Origin of the sequence: Psychrobacillus sp. FJAT-21963 (genome assembly GCF_001420585.1) — a bacterium.
GTDB lineage: Bacteria > Bacillota > Bacilli > Bacillales_A > Planococcaceae > Psychrobacillus.
Window position 1 is genome coordinate 223,957 of the sequence record NZ_LJIY01000004.1, and the last position, 16,115, is coordinate 240,071.

Consider the following 16,115-nt stretch of genomic DNA (forward strand, 5'->3'; position numbering starts at 1 on the left):
GCCACTCGATTATTCGACTCAACCATCCGATTGTTAGAATTTAGTTTGGTACCAGTTTTTTGCTGCTTGCACTTCATCTTGCGTTAATTGATGACCATAGGAATGCCAATATAGTTCTACTTCTGCTCCTGCATTTTGTAACAAATCACGTAATTCCTCAGATTCAGTAGCAGGACACATGAAATCATTTTTTCCTGCTCCAATAAAAATTGGGGCACCTGTAAGTGGAGGTAATTCTACACCACGTCTTGGAACCATTGGATGATGTAGAATGGCTCCTTTTAAGACATTCTCATATTCAAATAAAAGATTTCCCGCTATGTTTGCCCCGTTGGAATAACCAATAGCGACTACATTATTACGATCAAACTCATAATTCTCTGCTGCTTCATCGATAAAGTTTTTCAATTCTTCTGTACGGAGCTTCAAGTCCTCCAGATCAAAAACACCTTCAGCCAGACGTTTAAAGAAACGTGGCATCCCGTTTTCTAATACGTTACCGCGAACACTTAATATATTTGCTTCACCGTCTACTTCTTTCCCCAAGCCTACTAAGTCATGCTCATTCCCACCTGTACCGTGTAAAAGCAATAATGTTGGTCTAGTAGAATCTTCACCTTTATAAAAAACATGCTTCATGTATAAAACTCCTTTTATTTATCTTGAATTTGAGATAATTATAACTTGATTCATTATATAGGTCAAACAAAAGGATGTTTTCACAGTTAAATGTCTTGCAACAGATGCTTCAACTTTTCCGGTTCATCCACTCGTATAGCAAACTCTGTTACACTCTTTTTCATTCCCAAAAACATCGTAGCTTGAACAGCTTCGTGAAGGTAGACAATCGCTTGTGGGTCTACTTCCTCAAAATCTTTATACATAAATTTCACGGTATTCTTGCTTGGTGGTGATCCTCCCCATTCCACTTCTTTAATGTTAGAAAGTGGAACAATTATTCGAGATGCAAATCCTTGAGTAATATATAATTTCCCGCTCTTTATTTCCATTGGATGTAGTCTAGTTACTTGAATGTCAGCGAGAACAAAAGTAACTGAGTAAATATTCAAAAGTAGGAGAACAATTGACAGAATGAGTGATTTTTCATGCAACCACCAGTGCAGTCCGATTGTTTCAATAAGAATTGCGTGTATAAGCATTATATTAATGGCTACAGCACTCGTCTTTTCATGCATTGTCACAACGCTAGCATAGCTTGGCGCTTTCTTTTTCCAAGTGAAAAATGCATAATACATCATTAAAATTTCGGACATGAAAATTTGGATAAAAACATTCTTCGTTACTACTTTTTCGATGGCAGGCAACATGCTGTAAATTGGGTCTTCATTCATTTTCTTCATTTGTTTTCGAATCTGTGGCACTTTCCAAATAACTAGAAATAAAAGACCTAGTTCAGCTAGAACGAGTAAAGCTTCTATAGCAATTCCTGTATACAGTATTCCAGCAAAAGGTGCAAATAATTCAAAAGGAATAAAAATCCGTGCAATTACTAAACCAGCAACCATTAAACCAATAGTTTGTTTAATCGTAATTTTAAAAGCAGCATAAAAAAGAAGCGGTGCAATGATTGCTAAATCAATTAAAGAGCCAATTGCTACGCCACTAGTCACCTGTAACGATAAAAATTCTTGAACTCCCGTTTGATACAAAAGAAAATTGGAGGTTAATACTAAAAAAAGAAAGGCCATTGCTAAATGAGCCTTACGGTTTTTACGGTACACCATAAATATCTCTCCTTTTCTTCGTTCTTTCTTTAATTATAACTTTCTGTTTTTTTAAAATACTAGTATAATTCATCAATTCAATCAAAAAAGAAGCACAAATTTATGACAGACACAAAGTTCTTAGTTAGTGTTCAAAATAAAAAGCCTAACCATTGATAGTTATGGCTAGGCGTAGCAATTATGATTAAATTTTCATAGCTAATCTTCTAATATTAACTTATTTGTACCCTTCCACATGATCGATCCAATCATCGTAATAACTAGGACAACTAACCCTAATACAAACGGATATATAATATGCACATCATACAATAATCCGGCAAGAAGTGGTCCTAATACATTTCCTATACTCATATATGCATTATTCATCCCCATTGCAAATCCCTGTTCTTGACCAGCTAGCTTGGATATCAATGTTGTAAGGACCGGACGTAATATAGAAGTAGACAGGAAAATAATCATCGTAATTACAAAGAAAAACGTGTAACTCGAGGCTACTATGGAAAGGAAAAATCCAAATGCTGTGATACCTAAAAAGATTTTTAATACATTAGCTTCGCCAAAGCGACGTACAACTATATCTACAGCGAACAGTTGAACAATAACACTGACAATTCCCGTTGCGGTCACCATCCAAGCTATATCTTGAGGAGAGGCACCAAATTCATTATCTACAAATAGACCAAGGACCGACTCATACGCCATTAATCCAAAGCTCATCACTAGTGTAATGACAAGGGGGATAAAGTAAGGCTTTTTAAAGGACTGTACGATCTCTTTTACCATAGGCTCCGGCTTATTTTGAGGGCCAACATTTTCTAACGCTTTACTTTCTTTCAATACGAACATGGAAAAGATTACTGCCAAAACACCAACGATGGCAGAAATAAGAAGTGGAATTTTTAAACCGAAATCTGCTAAAAATCCTCCGATTCCAGGACCGATTACTATACCAAGCGACATCGACGCTGAGATTAAACTATTCCCTTTTGCACGTTGTTCCATTGTCGTAATATCAGCTACATAAGCGAAGATCGCCGGAATTAATAGCGCAGCTCCTACACCACCGATAATACGAGACACATACAAGATACTTACGGAATCGGAAAGATAAAAAACAAACATAGATAATGCTAAACCACTTAAACCAGCGATTATCATTATCCTCCTACCATATTTGTCTGCCCATTTTCCTGCGATTGGAGACATTACAAGTTGTGCTCCAGCAAATATGGCGATCATTAATCCTGCTGCCGTTCCTCCTTGACCAATGGACTTTAAATAAGCAGGTAGAATCGGAATAATAATACCAAAACTTGCAACCGCTATAAACATATTAATCATTAATACAGACAGTTTCTTACGTTGATCCTTCGTCATTTATTTCCAACTTTCATATAATTATTGTTGTAAGAGAACAACATGCTTTTAATAGTAACCAAGAAAACTACTTGCCCAAACTAACCGAGGGGCAAGTAGCTTTATATTACTGTATCTTTATTCATTTAACTTCTCAATTGTCTTGGCTACACCTTGCATTGGATACGACTCTGCTAAAGCATCATGCCCGACCTTTACTTCATCGTATTTCTCTAGTTTATTCCGTTGATCCATCGTTAAAGAAAACCAGGTTGCATCTTTACCTTGTTCAATCGCGTCTTGAACAGAAAGGGTTATAGCCTGTTCTACGGACAAGTCACTTACGACTAATATATCTCCATCCTCGTTCATGTCTATAATAACTCCAGTAATATAGCCAGTTGGCTGAGGCTGTGTAGGATTATCTTCAAAAAACTGCGTTATAAAATAAAAGGCGGCTCCAATAGCAAAAAGGAGAACAGCCACTAGGAGTATAACCGTAGATTTACCTTTCATCGGAACGCCTCCTTACTTCTTCCCTACTCTGCGAAAGCCTTCTTCTAATAGATAAGTTGTCGCTTCTTCATACGAACCAAAGCTATCCTCTAAGTTGTATCCATGATAGATATTCCATAGCGTATCTTCTTGCAACAACGTTAGTTTAGAGTTTTCTTTATTTTTCCACTCTTCTTCTACTTCTTCCTCGAGAAATTCTTCTTCCTCTGTAGCTAAGTAAGAAATAGAGTCTTTGATCATTTGTCTTAATTCATCTGCTGAAACTTCACGAATATTCACAAGTCCTTTTTCTTTAGCTGTATATTGAGGAAGATCTCCTACATAAACAAATCCATTACCATTTGGGTGAAGGTGATAAATAACAGTTGTTTTATCATATAAACTATCTTCGTAATGGTAATTCACTCGTTTCATGGATACTTCCTTACGAGTTAACTCCGGAAATTCCTGAATGATTACTTCTTTTTCTTCAAATGTTAGCATATGAAACCTCTTTCTCTTCTAATTTCAACCCTAGTATAGCATATCCCTTATCCTCTACGCGTCCACCATTCCGCTAAAAGAATAAAACATATGACGACCGCAATGACAAGAGCAAAAAACCAATCTGGTAAGCCACTCACATTTGTTCCTCCTTACCCATTCGTTTCAAAAATCTCGCAAAATTTTGAGAAGTAAATCCTTCTACTTCATTCGCTGAATAGCTTTTTAATAAATATTTTACTAAGTTTTGTGTTTTCGATGCATCTTCCAGCCCTACAACAAATTCTCCAATTCCATCAAAATCAGAACCCAATCCAACCAGATGTTTACCTCCAAGTTCAGTAATATGATTAATATGCTCAACCAGGTGTTCCATTTCTACAGGTTTGTTGGAAGTGTTAATAAATTGTGGATAATACACAACATGAATGGGAGATTCTCTTGCAATCAAAGCTTTTAATTGATCATCTGTTAAATTTCTTGGCGTATCACATATAGCTCTTGCATTTGAATGGCTCGCCATCAACCATTTTGCTTTCGGCAACACATCCCAAAATGATTTTTCACTCAAATGAGAAACATCAATTATAATATTTTCTTCATTTAATAAATCCACTACTGTTTCTCCAAAAGAGGTTAAGCCAGTTCCCGAATTTCCCGATGCTCCATCTGCAACTTCATTTGCTCCATTCCAAGTAAGGCCTACCAATTTAACTCCGTGTGATAATAATAACTTTAATTTCAAAAGATTTCCATCAATCATATCGAGGCCTTCCAATGAAAGGACAGCACCGATTTGGCCCTCTTTTAGGGATTCTAGCTGCTCCCACTTATTAATCGCTACGACATTATCATGTTTTCCTACAATTTCCGTATAGAAAAACTCTATTTGGCGAATTGCCTCCATAAATTGCTTTTCTTTAGGAAAGCCTTCTGACACAAACACAGCAAATAATTGAAGTGCTACCTGTCCTACTTCAAGTGCTTCTTTATTTGCTTGAAGTAAGGAAGAGTTCGCAAAGGATATTGGAGTTTCTGCTTTTGCCAATTTATACAATACGTCACAATGCAAGTCGTATACTTTCATTATTTTCCTCCTAAAGAAAACCGGTACTCCTTTCACAGGGTTACCGGTTTTCTTTTATAATAACAAACTCCGTTCGATGTAGTACTGCCGATTTCGGAGTCAACAAGCCATCTAATATAGGTAACTAGTTACGCTACATGTGAAACTTAGACTCTCACTCCGGTGCTTCTCCAGCAAAAGCCAACCATTCTTCTTTAGAGGGACCATACATTCCAGGAATAACGAGCCCTGCTTGACGCATAAGCACAGTCATTTGACCTCTATGGTGTGTTTGATGAAAAGTTAGTACTTGTAGGATATTTGCAATCGTCCATACCTCACCATACATATCTTTTTCTTCCAACAATGTTTCATCTGTCCATTGTTCTTTTATAGCTCGGACCATAGCGTCACTTGAATCTTTGTATGCCTTGGCTATTTCCTTAGCAGCTTCGGGTTTAGGTGCGTCATGCGGTGTAGCTGTAAATTGTAATCCCGTTTTTCCAATCATCTCATCAATCGTTACAACAAGATGCCAAGCAAGTTGCCCCAGTGTTCTGCCCTCATCGTAAACTTTTTGTTTTAAAGAGTCATCTGTTAATGTTTCAAGTATTTTGAGGGTAGAATCACTCTCATGTTTCCAATTTGCTAAAAAGTCTTCTAATTTTCTAATCATGTCTACATTCCTCCAATGTTTAATTATAATTATTATTTCTATACTTCTAAAGCTTAATCCTGCTATTATTCATTTTTGTTCCGAATAGATATTACTAAGAGAATATGGTAGACTAAAGGCCAGACAATAAGAGGACGTGAGTGAATGATTAAAATCGAACTACCAAAACCAACTGTAACTATTACGCAACGTGAGCAAGTGCGCAAAGAGGGAGAGCCAGAAATTCCATCCATTTATGGATTTATCGACTTTCACCAAATCCCTCGAGATAAAGGCGGCATCTTCATGTTCTATAACAAAAACGATGAGCTATTATTCGTAGGAAAAGCGCGTAAAATTAGACAGCGTATTAAAAAACATTTTGAAGACAATGTTTCTCCGATGATCAAACATCGCGACGAGGTCTACAAAATTAGCGTATGTGTAGTGGATGAAGCAATGGATCGTGAAATATACGAAACATATGCTATCAACACACTGAAAGCAAAATACAATATCGACAAAGTCTTTTACAAGTAATATAAACACCAAGAGAATAATTGCTCTTGGTGTTTTTTATTTTCTTTAATTGCATTAGCAGCGGATTGGTTACTTAAACCTTTACTCTTTTGCTTACTGGAAATCTACAAATCACCTTATTCAAAAACACTTGTACTATGTGGAGGTTGAACACGTGATTTTGGGTCAATAAAGGCTTTAATATGACTAATCGCAATGGGTACTTCTCCAAATCCTACTGCAATCAGTTTTACTTTCCCATCATGCGTGCAAACATCCCCTGCAGCATATATCCCTTCCATGTTCGTTTCCATTTTTTCATTCACAACTACCGAATTTTTTTGCATCGTGAGACCCCAATTCTTCAAAGGACCTAGTGATGCTACATTTCCATAATTGACAAGGACATGATCAACCGGGATTCGTTGTTCAGATTTATCTTTTGCAACGATTACAACCTCTTGAATGGAATTACCATCTCCAACTAATTCTTTAATTCCAAAAGGTGTCTTTATATGCACCTTTGAATTCTTCAGTTGTTGAACCGTCATTTCATGAGCTGTAAACTCTCTGCGATGGCAAATAGTTACGCTCGCAGCTACATCTTCAAGCATTAAGGACCAATCCAACGCAGAATCTCCGCCACCTAATACAAGTACAGTAGAATCTTTAAAATCCTGTAAGTTCTTTACTTTGTAGTGAAGATTTTTCCCTTCATATTCTGCAGCTCCTGGAACATTTAATTTACGAGGTTGGAACGAACCGATGCCAGAAGTAAGTAAAATAGTTCTGGTAAAATGCACCTCTTTATCCGTCGTTAATTTAAAATGATCGTTGAATCTCTCAAGAGATGTTGCCGTTTCCTCTAGGCAAATTGTTGGATTGCTATAAGCAGCCTGTTCCTCCAAGTTTGCTATTAAGTCTCTAGCTAGAATTTTTGGAAGCCCTCCAATATCGTATATATATTTGTCAGGATAAAGCTCCATTAACTGTCCACCAAGCTGCGGTAAACTATCGATTATTTTCACCTTAAGACCACGTAGTCCTCCATAGAATGAAGCAAATAATCCTGTCGGACCTCCACCAATAATAGTAACGTCATACATTTCACTGTTCATAGTACTAAGCACCTCTATTTTTATCTCATAAAAATCGATTTCTCATTTCAGGAGACGGAATTGTACAGCTTTCTTTTTTGCCAAACCATTTATACCGATTATTCGCAACAAATTTATACAGAGTATCTCGAAATGTCTTGGGAATAATCTTAAAAACATAAAAAACCTTCCATAGTCCATTTAAATGTTTACATATAAAAATTGCAGCGTCGGAGGAATCATATACTGTATTATCTTCAATTACTAAAACACTATTCAGCTTTTCAGGAATAAGATGCTTTATTTTAAGTTCCCTTCCTATATCACTCTGCAAGGCAGCAAACTGAAAAAATCCTTTGGGATCTCTTGCGATGATAAATTGAACACTTGCATCACAAAAGTTACACTCCCCATCAAATAAAACAATAGCAGTCACATGAAAACCTCCTTTCTCTCAGTGTACTATAGTGGGTTACTTTTGTTGAATTATATGCATAATAAAAGGACGTCCTAAATTACAGGACATCCTTTGTTTTACTGTTTATCTTGAGGAGTATCCGATGATCCGACTTCTTCTAATATTTCAAAGCTGTTAGAATAATCTCGCACTCGTGGATCTTCATCCTCCACCGGTTGATCAGTAGTTGAATTCAGAATATCTTCTTCTACTGGACGAATATCCTCATTTACCTCTTGTCTTGCATGTTCTACGCAAGTTAAAGCAGTTGGTACAGCCTCTAATCTTTCCATCGGAATCTCTTTCGAGCATTCTGTGCAAGTACCATATGTTCCTTCTTCCATCGCAGCTAGTGCTTCTTTTATATCTTGCATTTCATCCTCTTCATGCTTTTGCATTGCCAAACGAGTATGTTGAAGCGTTAAATCAGTTGCACTATCGGCAGGATGGTTATCATAAAAAGATAACTCCGTTGTATTAAACTCCTCATTATTATCTCTACTATGTTCCAATTCGTTTAAACGCTCAAGTAATGTATCTTTTAATTTATCGTACTTCGTCGTCATAAGAACTCCTCCTTTTATTAACAGATAAAAAATCAATTATCTGTCCAAAACCCAAAGCCTCGCCTATCGGCAGATATTCGCGCTCGCGTTTATTTAATAATAGGATTCCCACTTTTCAACGAAATAAAACAATATGTACTTCTTGATTTAGTAATAGCAAATATTGATACAATTGCATTCGATGATGCACCAAATGATTAATAATTTGAATAAACCATTCACCCTTACTATAATCACTTCCCCAATATGTGGTGAATCTTTCCTTTAAGTCGTCTTCAGCTATGTTCTCATAATAGATTAGAAGTTCTTGAATACCAGTTGTAAATCGATTTTTTACTTCTGCTATATTCTTAGACATATTTGTTTGATAATACTCCGTCATTTGCTGTGCCGAATAGCCTTTTTGAATATGCAAATCTGCTCCTGGTATTTGGGAGAGATGCATGCAAACTTCCCATACACTCATTTTATTTACGACTGGACTTTTATGCAGTATTTCTTCATCCACTAGTTCAAAAAGTTCTAAGATTGTTTCTGAAATAAATTGTAATTGTTTTATAGCATCATTGCTCATTTGTACGCTCTTTTCCTACTTCTGTATGTGCGAATTTACGTACCATCTTTTTAATATTTTCTACCTTACGAAACCTAAGTGCTGACCAATCTTCATCAATTGCAATATTTCGAACGGGTTCAAAACCTTCTTCGGCAAGCACTCGTGCAACAGTATCTCTGCTACAATCTGAGCCTTTATATACTTTGGAAGATTTTTTAGGATAACATAACCATAAAAGACCATCTTCTTCAAGAAAATCAACAACTGATTTAGAAAGGTTAACTATCTCTTCGTTGGAAGTTCCAAACACTTGAATAAACCCATAATTTTCTTCTTCCACTTTTTTATCTACTCTTCCTTCAAAAGCAGTTAAAACCTCATTATAAGAAGATGGGGCATTTAAAATGAGCACTGCTTTTCCTGTTTCTTTCCATTGTAGCTTCTTTAGCACTGGTTGAATTTCAGTCATTGTTAATCCTTCTTTCATTTTACATTCATAGTACCTTATTTTTTGGTTATCTTACAATTATGCTTTCATTACAATATTTTCGAATTTTCAAGTATGATAATAAAAAGGAGTGATTGTGAATGGGTATTCATAAGTTTTTTATGAGCATGAACGATTTAGAAAGAATTATACGTGCCCCAGGACGTTTTAAGTTCGAGGATCATAATGTTGCTGCACATTCATGGAAGGTTTCTCAATACGCGATGTTTTTTGCAACAATCGAAGAGAACAATGGAGCGACTATTAACTGGAAGTCACTTTATGAAAAAACGATTAATCATGACTTTGCTGAAATTTTTATCGGAGATATTAAAACTCCAGTAAAGCATGCTTCACCAGAACTTAAACAGATGCTTTCTCATGTAGAAGAAAAAATGATGGAGAAATTTATTTTAGATGAAATCCCAGAGGAATTCCAACCTGTTTTTTTCGACCGAATGAAAGAAGGAAAAGACGAAACCATTGAAGGCAGACTACTTGAACTTGCTGATAAACTCGATCAAGTGTATGAAGCTTTTGCAGAATTACAACGCGGAAATACGGATATTGAGTTTTTAAAAATGTACGATAATGCTTTAAGAAAAATAGTTCATATGCCTTTAGAAAAAAGTGTTAATTACTTTAAAGAAGTTATGTTACAAGACATTATGGAGGAAGAATCTGTAATTGATGTGAGAGCTCTTACCTTAAAAATTTTGATGGAATAAAACTTTTTTAACAATAAATGCGATATACTGTATAATATAGTGTATAATTTTGTTAACTATTAAGATTTTTGAAGGAGGGTTGTCACATGCCGATACCAGTTAATCATACAAAACCTGTAAGAACTACCGCAAAACTTCATGCTTTTAATCAATTACAGCAATGGATTATCGATGGTACATTACAACCAGAAGAAAAATTAAATGATATCGAGCTTGCACAGGCACTGGGAGTTAGTCGAACTCCCATTCGTGAATCACTTCAGCTCTTAGAATCACAAGGCTTTGTCACCATGCAACCAGGAAGAGCTACGCAAGTAACTGCAGTAGAAACAGACGACATTAATAATCTTTTACCACCATTAGCAGTATTGCAAGCGCTTGCAGCCGAACTCTCTATTCCTAATATGGATGAGAGCATACTTGAATTACTAGAAGAAAAGAACAAGCAATTCGCGGATGCGCTTCGGACAAAGGAATTTACCACTGCATTGAAAGTAGACGAAGAGTTCCACCAGATTATTGTGGATAGTGCCAATAATCCATACATACTTTCTATGATAGAAATGCTTCAAGCACATGTGCGAAGATTGTTCTATTATGAAAAAATTAATCTTAGAGAGTATTCCGTAGAACAACACGCTGAAATAATTCGTTTTCTTAGAGAAAAGGACACAAAAAAAGTAACAGAAGTTATGCGCGCAAATTGGATTTATACTATAGAAGAATTTTAATAGAAAACAAGCCCATTTACATTAAGTAAATGGGCTTGTTATTTTTATGCTTTTTGCATTTTTGCAATTATGCCAGTTATAAGAGTTACAACTATGAAAGGAATTAACCAGCCCAGACCTACACTATAGAACGGCAAATAATTCTCATATAATGATACGATTGGTTTCATCCATCCAAAATAATCAATGCCTAGTGAATCACATAATGCTTTAAAACCGTCAATAACACTAATTAAAAAAGTTACGAGTACAACACTTACATAAACAATTCTTGCGTGATTAAATAACGGTGAAAGGAATGTCAACAAGATCATTACAATTGCTAATGGATATAGCAGCATCAATACAGGAATTGAATATGTAATGATGTTTGATAATCCAAAGTTAGCAATAATACATGTAAACACACTAAAGAATATGACAAATGCCTTATAACTAATTTTCGGCATCAACGTATGAAAATACTCCCCACATGCAGTTGTTAAACCAATACTAGTTGTCAAACATGCTAAGAAAATAATAACAGATAAAAGCACTGCTCCAAATGAACCGAAGTAATGCTCAGAAGCGCTACTTAAAACGGGACCACCATTATCAAACAATCCAAAAAGACTTGTACTTGTTGCACCTAAATAAGCAATCCCTGCATATATAACGCCTAAAAAGAATACAGCAATTCCACCAGACTTAGCTGTTGCAGATATAATTCCTTTTGTCGAATTAACTCCCATGGAACGAACTGCATTGATCACGATAATACCAAATACAAGTGAAGCTAAAGCATCCATTGTATTGTATCCCTCTGTAAAGCCGGTCATAAATGCATTATCCACATAACTTCCTTGAGGAGCTTCAAACCCACCCATAGGCTTCAAAACAACAAAGAGTAATAAGATAAATAACCCAATAATTATTCCCGGTGATAAATATTTCCCTACATTATCTACAATTTTCGAAGGATTAAGAGAAAATAATAATGTAATTCCAAAGAAAAGTATTGTAAATACGAGTAATCCAATTTGTGCATAGTCAGCATCTATAAACGGTTGAATTCCAATTTCATAAGAAACGGCTCCTGTTCTTGGCAAAGCGAAGAAAGGTCCTATAGTTAAATATAACAAAGAGGTAAAAATAACAGCGAAAATAGGATTTACTCTACTTGATAACTCCTGTAGATTTTTACTTCCTGAGAATCCCATTGCAAGCGTACCTAGGAAAGGTAATCCAATTCCCGTTGCCAAAAATCCAATTACCGCTGGCCATACATTCGTTCCTGCGTTCTGACCTAAACTAGCTGGGAAAATTAGATTTCCTGCTCCAAAGAATAGTGCAAACAACATTACTCCAATAACAAGATGATTGGAGAATGATAATTTTTTATCCATAATTATTCTGCCTCCTGTAATGATAAACAAAATCATTTTTGTTTTAGCTTGTGTATTTTCTTAGATGAATTTGCATAAATGATTTTTATCATTTCTTCAGCTTGCAAATATATCAGACCTGATAATACTATGTATTGACGCAGAATGCAATATATCAGACGAAATATATAGAAAATTGTCGTAATTATAATAATATTATTTACATAATTACCTGAATCATGTTACTATTGGTAAAATTTATATGCGATGAAGAGAAGAGTAGATCGATCAATTCTTTTGAAGAGAGCTCCGGGTGCTGAAAAGGAGTAAGAATTATTTATTGAACCAAGTCTCGGAGCATCACAAAGGACCCTGCTAATAGGAGATGGTGTGACGGGAGCTCCCGTTATCGGGCTCAGGTATTCGCAAATCGTAGTTTATTTGCCGTACCGATTAAGATTAATATGGTGACATATTAATAAACTAGGGTGGTACCACGACTTTCTAAATCTCGTCCCTAAGACATTTGTCTTGGGGGTGGGATTTTTTTATTTGCAGTTTTTTAATAAATGCTCTGTTACTATAGTGGCTCATGCGGACGTGCTAATTGCAAATAGATTCGTATAATCCCCGTATGATTTTAACTATTAACAGCAAAGTTTAAAAAGCCATTTAATTGAGAAAGGAGTATAACAGGACAATGAATAAATTATATTCATCATGGAAGTACCCATTTATATTATTAGTGGGAATTGGCATTTCTAATCTTGGTGCATGGGTCTATTTAATTGCACTTAATTTAATCGTGTTGGATATGACGAACTCCCCTCTTGCTGTTGCCGGACTTTATATTGTTAAACCTCTGGCTACCTTGTTTACGAATAGTTGGGCTGGTAGTGTAATTGATCGAATCAATAAAAGAAATTTAATGATAGTGCTTGATCTATTTCGAGCAATGTTTATAGCATTTCTACCGTTTGTTTCAGACATTTGGCTAATATATTCCCTTGTCTTTATAATCAATATGGCAAGTTCTATATTTGAACCAACATCTATGACCTATGTTACAAAGTTAATACCAATCGAACAAAGAAAACGATTTAATTCGCTGCGAAGCTTAATAGATTCTGGAGCTTTTTTGATAGGACCGGCGATAGCTGGAATTCTATTTTTACTAGGCACACCCACAGTAGCAATTTTTATTAACGCGACTGCCCTCCTATTATCAGGTATCGTTACTTTATTTATGCCTAATTTGGAAAAGTATCAGGCGATTGCACAAGCAGATGACCATTTTACATGGGCGGTATTAAAAAAAGATTGGAGTATTGTTTTAAACTTCAGTCGGCATTTTCCTTATATTATGATCATTTACTTTTTGTTTAGTTGTGTGATGGTAATGGCGACTTCTTTGGACTCTCAAGAAGCTGCATTTGCAAAATCAGTACTTTCCTTATCGAACACGGAGTATGGGTTTCTTGTAAGTATCGCAGGGGCAGGTATTATTACAGGGGCTATAGTGAACTCCATATTTCTAAAAATGCTGAGGACGTTTATTTTAATTGGCGTTGGTTCTTTATTTGTTTCAATTGGTTATATTGTATATGCTTTTTCGAGCTCCTTTTTAGTAGCAGGCATAGGTTTTTTTATCCTTGCCTTTTCTCTAGCATTCGCTAATACAGGATTTCATACGTTTTATCAAAATAATATCCCAGTAAATATGATGGGCAGAGTTGGCAGTATATACGGGTTAATTGAAGCATTCTTCATTATTTTAAGTACAATAGTTATTGGGATTACAGCAGAACTCGTCTCCATCCAGTTCGTCGTAATTTGTGGTTCATTACTAATGTTAGCCCTAACCGTTCTATTATTGTTTTTAAGTACAGCTCCTTCTAAAAGGGAATATTACAATGAATAAGGAATATGTATATACATTATTTTTGTAAAAAACCTCAAGCCAAATCGAGAACACTGTAAAGTCTATAGAAATTGTCTTTACTAAATAATGTCGTCCGAATAAGAAAATCGTTGAAACGGCTCCCTTTCCGCGGGCGTTGCCTCAGCATCCTAGGCCAACACGATGTTGGTCATGCAATCGTTGCCGCAGGATGCGGCGAACTTAGATTGCCTTCCTCTCAACTGCGGGGTCTTCGGCTAACGCTATTCCCGCAGGAGTGTCGCCTTTTTCAACGATTTTCTATAAATACTAATCGAAAAAATGTAAGTGATAAAAACTTGCTTTTTTATAGCATAAGGGTTTCCTAAATGAAAAGCGGATAATAGTTTATTGGAGTGGAAGGCGGCGACTCCAGCCGGAATAGCAAATGTTTTCTGCACCGAAAGCGAAGCGTCAGGTGCATGAGCTGAAGACCCTGGACTGAGCGTAGCGAAATTAATTTTTGCGACGAGCTTGCGCAGGAGCAACATTTTTTCTGCGACGAGCTTTGCGCAGGAGCATTGTTTTTTTGCGACGAGCTTTGCGCAGGAGCAAGGGAAGCGGCTGAAGCCATGCCGGTGGAAAGCGTCCGCCTGGAACGGAAATTAACGAGTCCTAAATAAAAATCGAGTATGTGAACGACTTGTCGTTCACATACTCTTATAGAAATCTCAGTGAGGACTTTTTAGTGCCCTCGCTAAATCTTGGAAGGTGTTGATTTACTTACTTTTCTCTTCTGGAAATAAAACTTCCTTCAATTCGTCCTCCGCTGAAGAATTAGAAAGTTTCACTCCTGAACGATACGCCGCACGAGTTATGAGATGCCCCGAGACAGGTGCTGTTAAAAAAACAAATATAATCCCTAAAATTAACCTTACGCTAATAAATGCATCATGTACCCAAAAATAAACAAACGCTCCAGAAAGGGATAATAATACAGCTAACGTAGAGCTCTTAGTAGCCGCATGTGAACGGGTATAAATATCAGGGAGAGTTATAATACCAAAAGCACTAATAACACTCATAATACTAGCTAATAAGATTAATATAGCTGCACCAAGTTCAATTATCTGACTTGCGCTCAACGATAATCCCCCTTTCGATGTACTTCGAGAATGCAATTGTACTAATAAAAGCAAGAATACCTAAAATAAGAATCGCCTCTAAAAAGGCCATTGTTTTTAATACCATCGAAATAACAGCAATCGAAGATAGAAGATTGACACCAATCATATCTAAAGCTATTGCACGGTCTGGCATCGTTGGCCCTTTAATCATTCGAAAAAGAGCAATCGATATGGAAATGGCAAAAAAGGCGAGTGCAACTAAAAGAATCATCTCTATCATCAACGTGTCACCTCCATAATCGCTTTTTCAAATCGCTCAATTGATCTTAATACATCTTCTTTTGATTTCTCAATATCCATCGCATGAATATAAAACATATCACCTTCAGGATTTACTTCCATTACGACAGAACCTGGAGTAAGTGTTAATAACATGGCGAGTGCTGTGATTTCCCAGTCACCTCGTAGTTCAGTTTTATAAGTGAAAATCCCAGGTTTAATTTTATGTCTAGGATTTAATATTTGTTTAATAATTAAAATGCTTGAAAACGTTAGCTCTGATATAAAGATAAATATAAGTTTTAATATAGAAACTAATCTTCTTAAGTAGAATTGCGTACCAAAAAAACGATGCATTAAAAAGATAATCCCTATCCCTACAAGGAAACCAGCGATAAAGGTTGTAATTCTTAGCTCATCTTCATCCTGTAATAACATCCATAAAAACGCGATAAACAAATTAAGTAAAAACTGTGCAGGCATGTATATTCACCTCTTCCT

General features: G+C 36.0%; 20 protein-coding genes and 1 other annotated feature. Of the genes, 4 read left to right on the forward strand and 16 right to left on the reverse strand.

Annotation, left to right across the window (positions count from 1 at the left end; translation table 11 throughout):
• Positions 1 to 33 precede the first annotated feature (33 nt).
• The 7 genes from AN959_RS11865 to AN959_RS11895 form a co-directional block, all read right to left on the reverse strand.
• Entirely contained in the window at positions 34 to 639 is a 606-nt protein-coding gene (locus AN959_RS11865; protein ID WP_056830996.1) for an alpha/beta hydrolase, read from the reverse strand.
• 86 nt (positions 640 to 725) lie between these two features.
• Complete coding sequence (locus tag AN959_RS11870) at positions 726 to 1,745, reverse strand: hypothetical protein (protein WP_056830998.1); 1,020 nt, start codon at positions 1,743 to 1,745, stop codon at positions 726 to 728.
• A gap of 198 nt (positions 1,746 to 1,943) precedes the next feature.
• Complete coding sequence (locus tag AN959_RS11875) at positions 1,944 to 3,125, reverse strand: MFS transporter (RefSeq protein ID WP_056831001.1); 1,182 nt, start codon at positions 3,123 to 3,125, stop codon at positions 1,944 to 1,946.
• Positions 3,126 to 3,242: 117 nt separating this feature from the next.
• A complete protein-coding gene (locus AN959_RS11880; protein ID WP_056831003.1) occupies positions 3,243 to 3,620 on the reverse strand; it encodes a DUF3221 domain-containing protein in 378 nt (125 codons plus the stop codon).
• Positions 3,621 to 3,632: 12 nt separating this feature from the next.
• The gene (locus AN959_RS11885) at positions 3,633 to 4,103 is read right to left on the reverse strand and encodes a hypothetical protein (protein ID WP_053591577.1); all 471 of its coding nucleotides are present in this window, start codon (positions 4,101 to 4,103) and stop codon (positions 3,633 to 3,635) included.
• A 136-nt stretch (positions 4,104 to 4,239) separates the two neighbouring features.
• The gene (locus tag AN959_RS11890) at positions 4,240 to 5,190 is read right to left on the reverse strand and encodes a dipeptidase (protein WP_056831005.1); all 951 of its coding nucleotides are present in this window, start codon (positions 5,188 to 5,190) and stop codon (positions 4,240 to 4,242) included.
• A gap of 154 nt (positions 5,191 to 5,344) precedes the next feature.
• The gene (locus AN959_RS11895) at positions 5,345 to 5,845 is read right to left on the reverse strand and encodes a DinB family protein (protein WP_056831007.1); all 501 of its coding nucleotides are present in this window, start codon (positions 5,843 to 5,845) and stop codon (positions 5,345 to 5,347) included.
• 144 nt (positions 5,846 to 5,989) lie between these two features.
• Between AN959_RS11895 and AN959_RS11900 the strand changes: the two genes are divergently transcribed.
• Positions 5,990 to 6,364: a nucleotide excision repair endonuclease gene (locus tag AN959_RS11900; RefSeq protein WP_053591574.1), complete on the forward strand. Its 375-nt coding sequence runs from the start codon at positions 5,990 to 5,992 to the stop codon at positions 6,362 to 6,364.
• A 116-nt stretch (positions 6,365 to 6,480) separates the two neighbouring features.
• Here the strand turns inward: AN959_RS11900 and AN959_RS11905 are convergent, their stop codons facing one another.
• The 5 genes from AN959_RS11905 to AN959_RS11925 all read right to left on the reverse strand — a co-directional run bounded on the left by AN959_RS11905 (position 6,481) and on the right by AN959_RS11925 (position 9,488).
• A complete protein-coding gene (locus AN959_RS11905; RefSeq protein WP_056831009.1) occupies positions 6,481 to 7,461 on the reverse strand; it encodes an NAD(P)/FAD-dependent oxidoreductase in 981 nt (326 codons plus the stop codon).
• A gap of 25 nt (positions 7,462 to 7,486) precedes the next feature.
• Complete coding sequence (locus tag AN959_RS11910; protein ID WP_056831011.1) at positions 7,487 to 7,876, reverse strand: thiol-disulfide oxidoreductase DCC family protein; 390 nt, start codon at positions 7,874 to 7,876, stop codon at positions 7,487 to 7,489.
• A 98-nt stretch (positions 7,877 to 7,974) separates the two neighbouring features.
• The gene (locus tag AN959_RS11915) at positions 7,975 to 8,463 is read right to left on the reverse strand and encodes a TraR/DksA C4-type zinc finger protein (protein ID WP_056831013.1); all 489 of its coding nucleotides are present in this window, start codon (positions 8,461 to 8,463) and stop codon (positions 7,975 to 7,977) included.
• 115 nt (positions 8,464 to 8,578) lie between these two features.
• Entirely contained in the window at positions 8,579 to 9,037 is a 459-nt protein-coding gene (locus tag AN959_RS11920; RefSeq protein ID WP_056831015.1) for a DinB family protein, read from the reverse strand.
• Positions 9,027 to 9,488 carry a hypothetical protein gene (locus AN959_RS11925; RefSeq protein WP_053591569.1) on the reverse strand — a complete coding sequence of 154 codons (462 nt, stop codon included), beginning with the start codon at positions 9,486 to 9,488 and terminating at the stop codon, positions 9,027 to 9,029. Before AN959_RS11925 ends, AN959_RS11920 begins: the two co-directional genes overlap by 11 nt.
• Before the next feature lie 119 nt (positions 9,489 to 9,607).
• Here AN959_RS11925 and AN959_RS11930 point away from each other — a divergent pair, with 119 nt between their 5' ends.
• A complete protein-coding gene (locus AN959_RS11930; protein ID WP_053591568.1) occupies positions 9,608 to 10,234 on the forward strand; it encodes a YfbR-like 5'-deoxynucleotidase in 627 nt (208 codons plus the stop codon).
• 86 nt (positions 10,235 to 10,320) lie between these two features.
• Complete coding sequence (locus AN959_RS11935) at positions 10,321 to 10,965, forward strand: GntR family transcriptional regulator (protein ID WP_053591567.1); 645 nt, start codon at positions 10,321 to 10,323, stop codon at positions 10,963 to 10,965.
• 44 nt (positions 10,966 to 11,009) lie between these two features.
• Here AN959_RS11935 and brnQ read toward each other — a convergent pair whose 3' ends face one another.
• A complete protein-coding gene (brnQ, locus tag AN959_RS11940; RefSeq protein WP_056831017.1) occupies positions 11,010 to 12,350 on the reverse strand; it encodes a branched-chain amino acid transport system II carrier protein in 1,341 nt (446 codons plus the stop codon).
• Between the two features lie 237 nt (positions 12,351 to 12,587).
• Positions 12,588 to 12,851: a binding site (T-box leader), on the forward strand.
• A gap of 178 nt (positions 12,852 to 13,029) precedes the next feature.
• Between brnQ and AN959_RS11945 the strand changes: the two genes are divergently transcribed.
• The gene (locus tag AN959_RS11945) at positions 13,030 to 14,250 is read left to right on the forward strand and encodes an MFS transporter (RefSeq protein WP_056831019.1); all 1,221 of its coding nucleotides are present in this window, start codon (positions 13,030 to 13,032) and stop codon (positions 14,248 to 14,250) included.
• A 737-nt stretch (positions 14,251 to 14,987) separates the two neighbouring features.
• On the opposite strand, the gene AN959_RS11950 is transcribed toward AN959_RS11945, so the two are convergent.
• The 3 genes from AN959_RS11950 to AN959_RS11960 are packed head-to-tail and all read right to left on the reverse strand — an operon-like array spanning position 14,988 to position 16,097.
• On the reverse strand, positions 14,988 to 15,353 hold the full coding sequence (locus AN959_RS11950; RefSeq protein ID WP_082355309.1) for a Na+/H+ antiporter subunit G: 366 nt from the start codon (positions 15,351 to 15,353) through the stop codon (positions 14,988 to 14,990).
• Positions 15,331 to 15,615, reverse strand: a complete 285-nt coding sequence (locus tag AN959_RS11955; RefSeq protein WP_053591564.1) for a Na(+)/H(+) antiporter subunit F1 — start codon at positions 15,613 to 15,615, stop codon at positions 15,331 to 15,333. Before AN959_RS11955 ends, AN959_RS11950 begins: the two co-directional genes overlap by 23 nt.
• A complete protein-coding gene (locus AN959_RS11960) occupies positions 15,615 to 16,097 on the reverse strand; it encodes a Na+/H+ antiporter subunit E (RefSeq protein WP_053591563.1) in 483 nt (160 codons plus the stop codon). The genes AN959_RS11955 and AN959_RS11960 overlap by 1 nt, the downstream gene beginning before the upstream one ends.
• Between the last annotated feature and the right edge of the window lie 18 nt (positions 16,098 to 16,115).

What these genes read in the sequence shown, in the direction of transcription:
- AN959_RS11890 (WP_056831005.1), bottom strand. Translation starts at nt 5,190, where the DNA reads ATGAAAGTATACGACTTGCATTGTGACGTATTGTATAAATTGGCAAAA.
- AN959_RS11935 (WP_053591567.1), top strand. Translation starts at nt 10,321, where the DNA reads ATGCCGATACCAGTTAATCATACAAAACCTGTAAGAACTACCGCAAAA.
- AN959_RS11925 (WP_053591569.1), bottom strand. Translation starts at nt 9,488, where the DNA reads ATGACTGAAATTCAACCAGTGCTAAAGAAGCTACAATGGAAAGAAACA.
- AN959_RS11920 (WP_056831015.1), bottom strand. Translation starts at nt 9,037, where the DNA reads ATGAGCAATGATGCTATAAAACAATTACAATTTATTTCAGAAACAATC.
- AN959_RS11865 (WP_056830996.1), bottom strand. Translation starts at nt 639, where the DNA reads ATGAAGCATGTTTTTTATAAAGGTGAAGATTCTACTAGACCAACATTA.
- AN959_RS11945 (WP_056831019.1), top strand. Translation starts at nt 13,030, where the DNA reads ATGAATAAATTATATTCATCATGGAAGTACCCATTTATATTATTAGTG.
- AN959_RS11930 (WP_053591568.1), top strand. Translation starts at nt 9,608, where the DNA reads ATGGGTATTCATAAGTTTTTTATGAGCATGAACGATTTAGAAAGAATT.
- AN959_RS11885 (WP_053591577.1), bottom strand. Translation starts at nt 4,103, where the DNA reads ATGCTAACATTTGAAGAAAAAGAAGTAATCATTCAGGAATTTCCGGAG.
- AN959_RS11875 (WP_056831001.1), bottom strand. Translation starts at nt 3,125, where the DNA reads ATGACGAAGGATCAACGTAAGAAACTGTCTGTATTAATGATTAATATG.
- AN959_RS11870 (WP_056830998.1), bottom strand. Translation starts at nt 1,745, where the DNA reads ATGGTGTACCGTAAAAACCGTAAGGCTCATTTAGCAATGGCCTTTCTT.
- AN959_RS11880 (WP_056831003.1), bottom strand. Translation starts at nt 3,620, where the DNA reads ATGAAAGGTAAATCTACGGTTATACTCCTAGTGGCTGTTCTCCTTTTT.
- AN959_RS11915 (WP_056831013.1), bottom strand. Translation starts at nt 8,463, where the DNA reads ATGACGACGAAGTACGATAAATTAAAAGATACATTACTTGAGCGTTTA.
- AN959_RS11905 (WP_056831009.1), bottom strand. Translation starts at nt 7,461, where the DNA reads ATGAACAGTGAAATGTATGACGTTACTATTATTGGTGGAGGTCCGACA.
- AN959_RS11955 (WP_053591564.1), bottom strand. Translation starts at nt 15,615, where the DNA reads ATGATAGAGATGATTCTTTTAGTTGCACTCGCCTTTTTTGCCATTTCC.
- AN959_RS11900 (WP_053591574.1), top strand. Translation starts at nt 5,990, where the DNA reads ATGATTAAAATCGAACTACCAAAACCAACTGTAACTATTACGCAACGT.
- AN959_RS11895 (WP_056831007.1), bottom strand. Translation starts at nt 5,845, where the DNA reads ATGATTAGAAAATTAGAAGACTTTTTAGCAAATTGGAAACATGAGAGT.
- brnQ (WP_056831017.1), bottom strand. Translation starts at nt 12,350, where the DNA reads ATGGATAAAAAATTATCATTCTCCAATCATCTTGTTATTGGAGTAATG.
- AN959_RS11960 (WP_053591563.1), bottom strand. Translation starts at nt 16,097, where the DNA reads ATGCCTGCACAGTTTTTACTTAATTTGTTTATCGCGTTTTTATGGATG.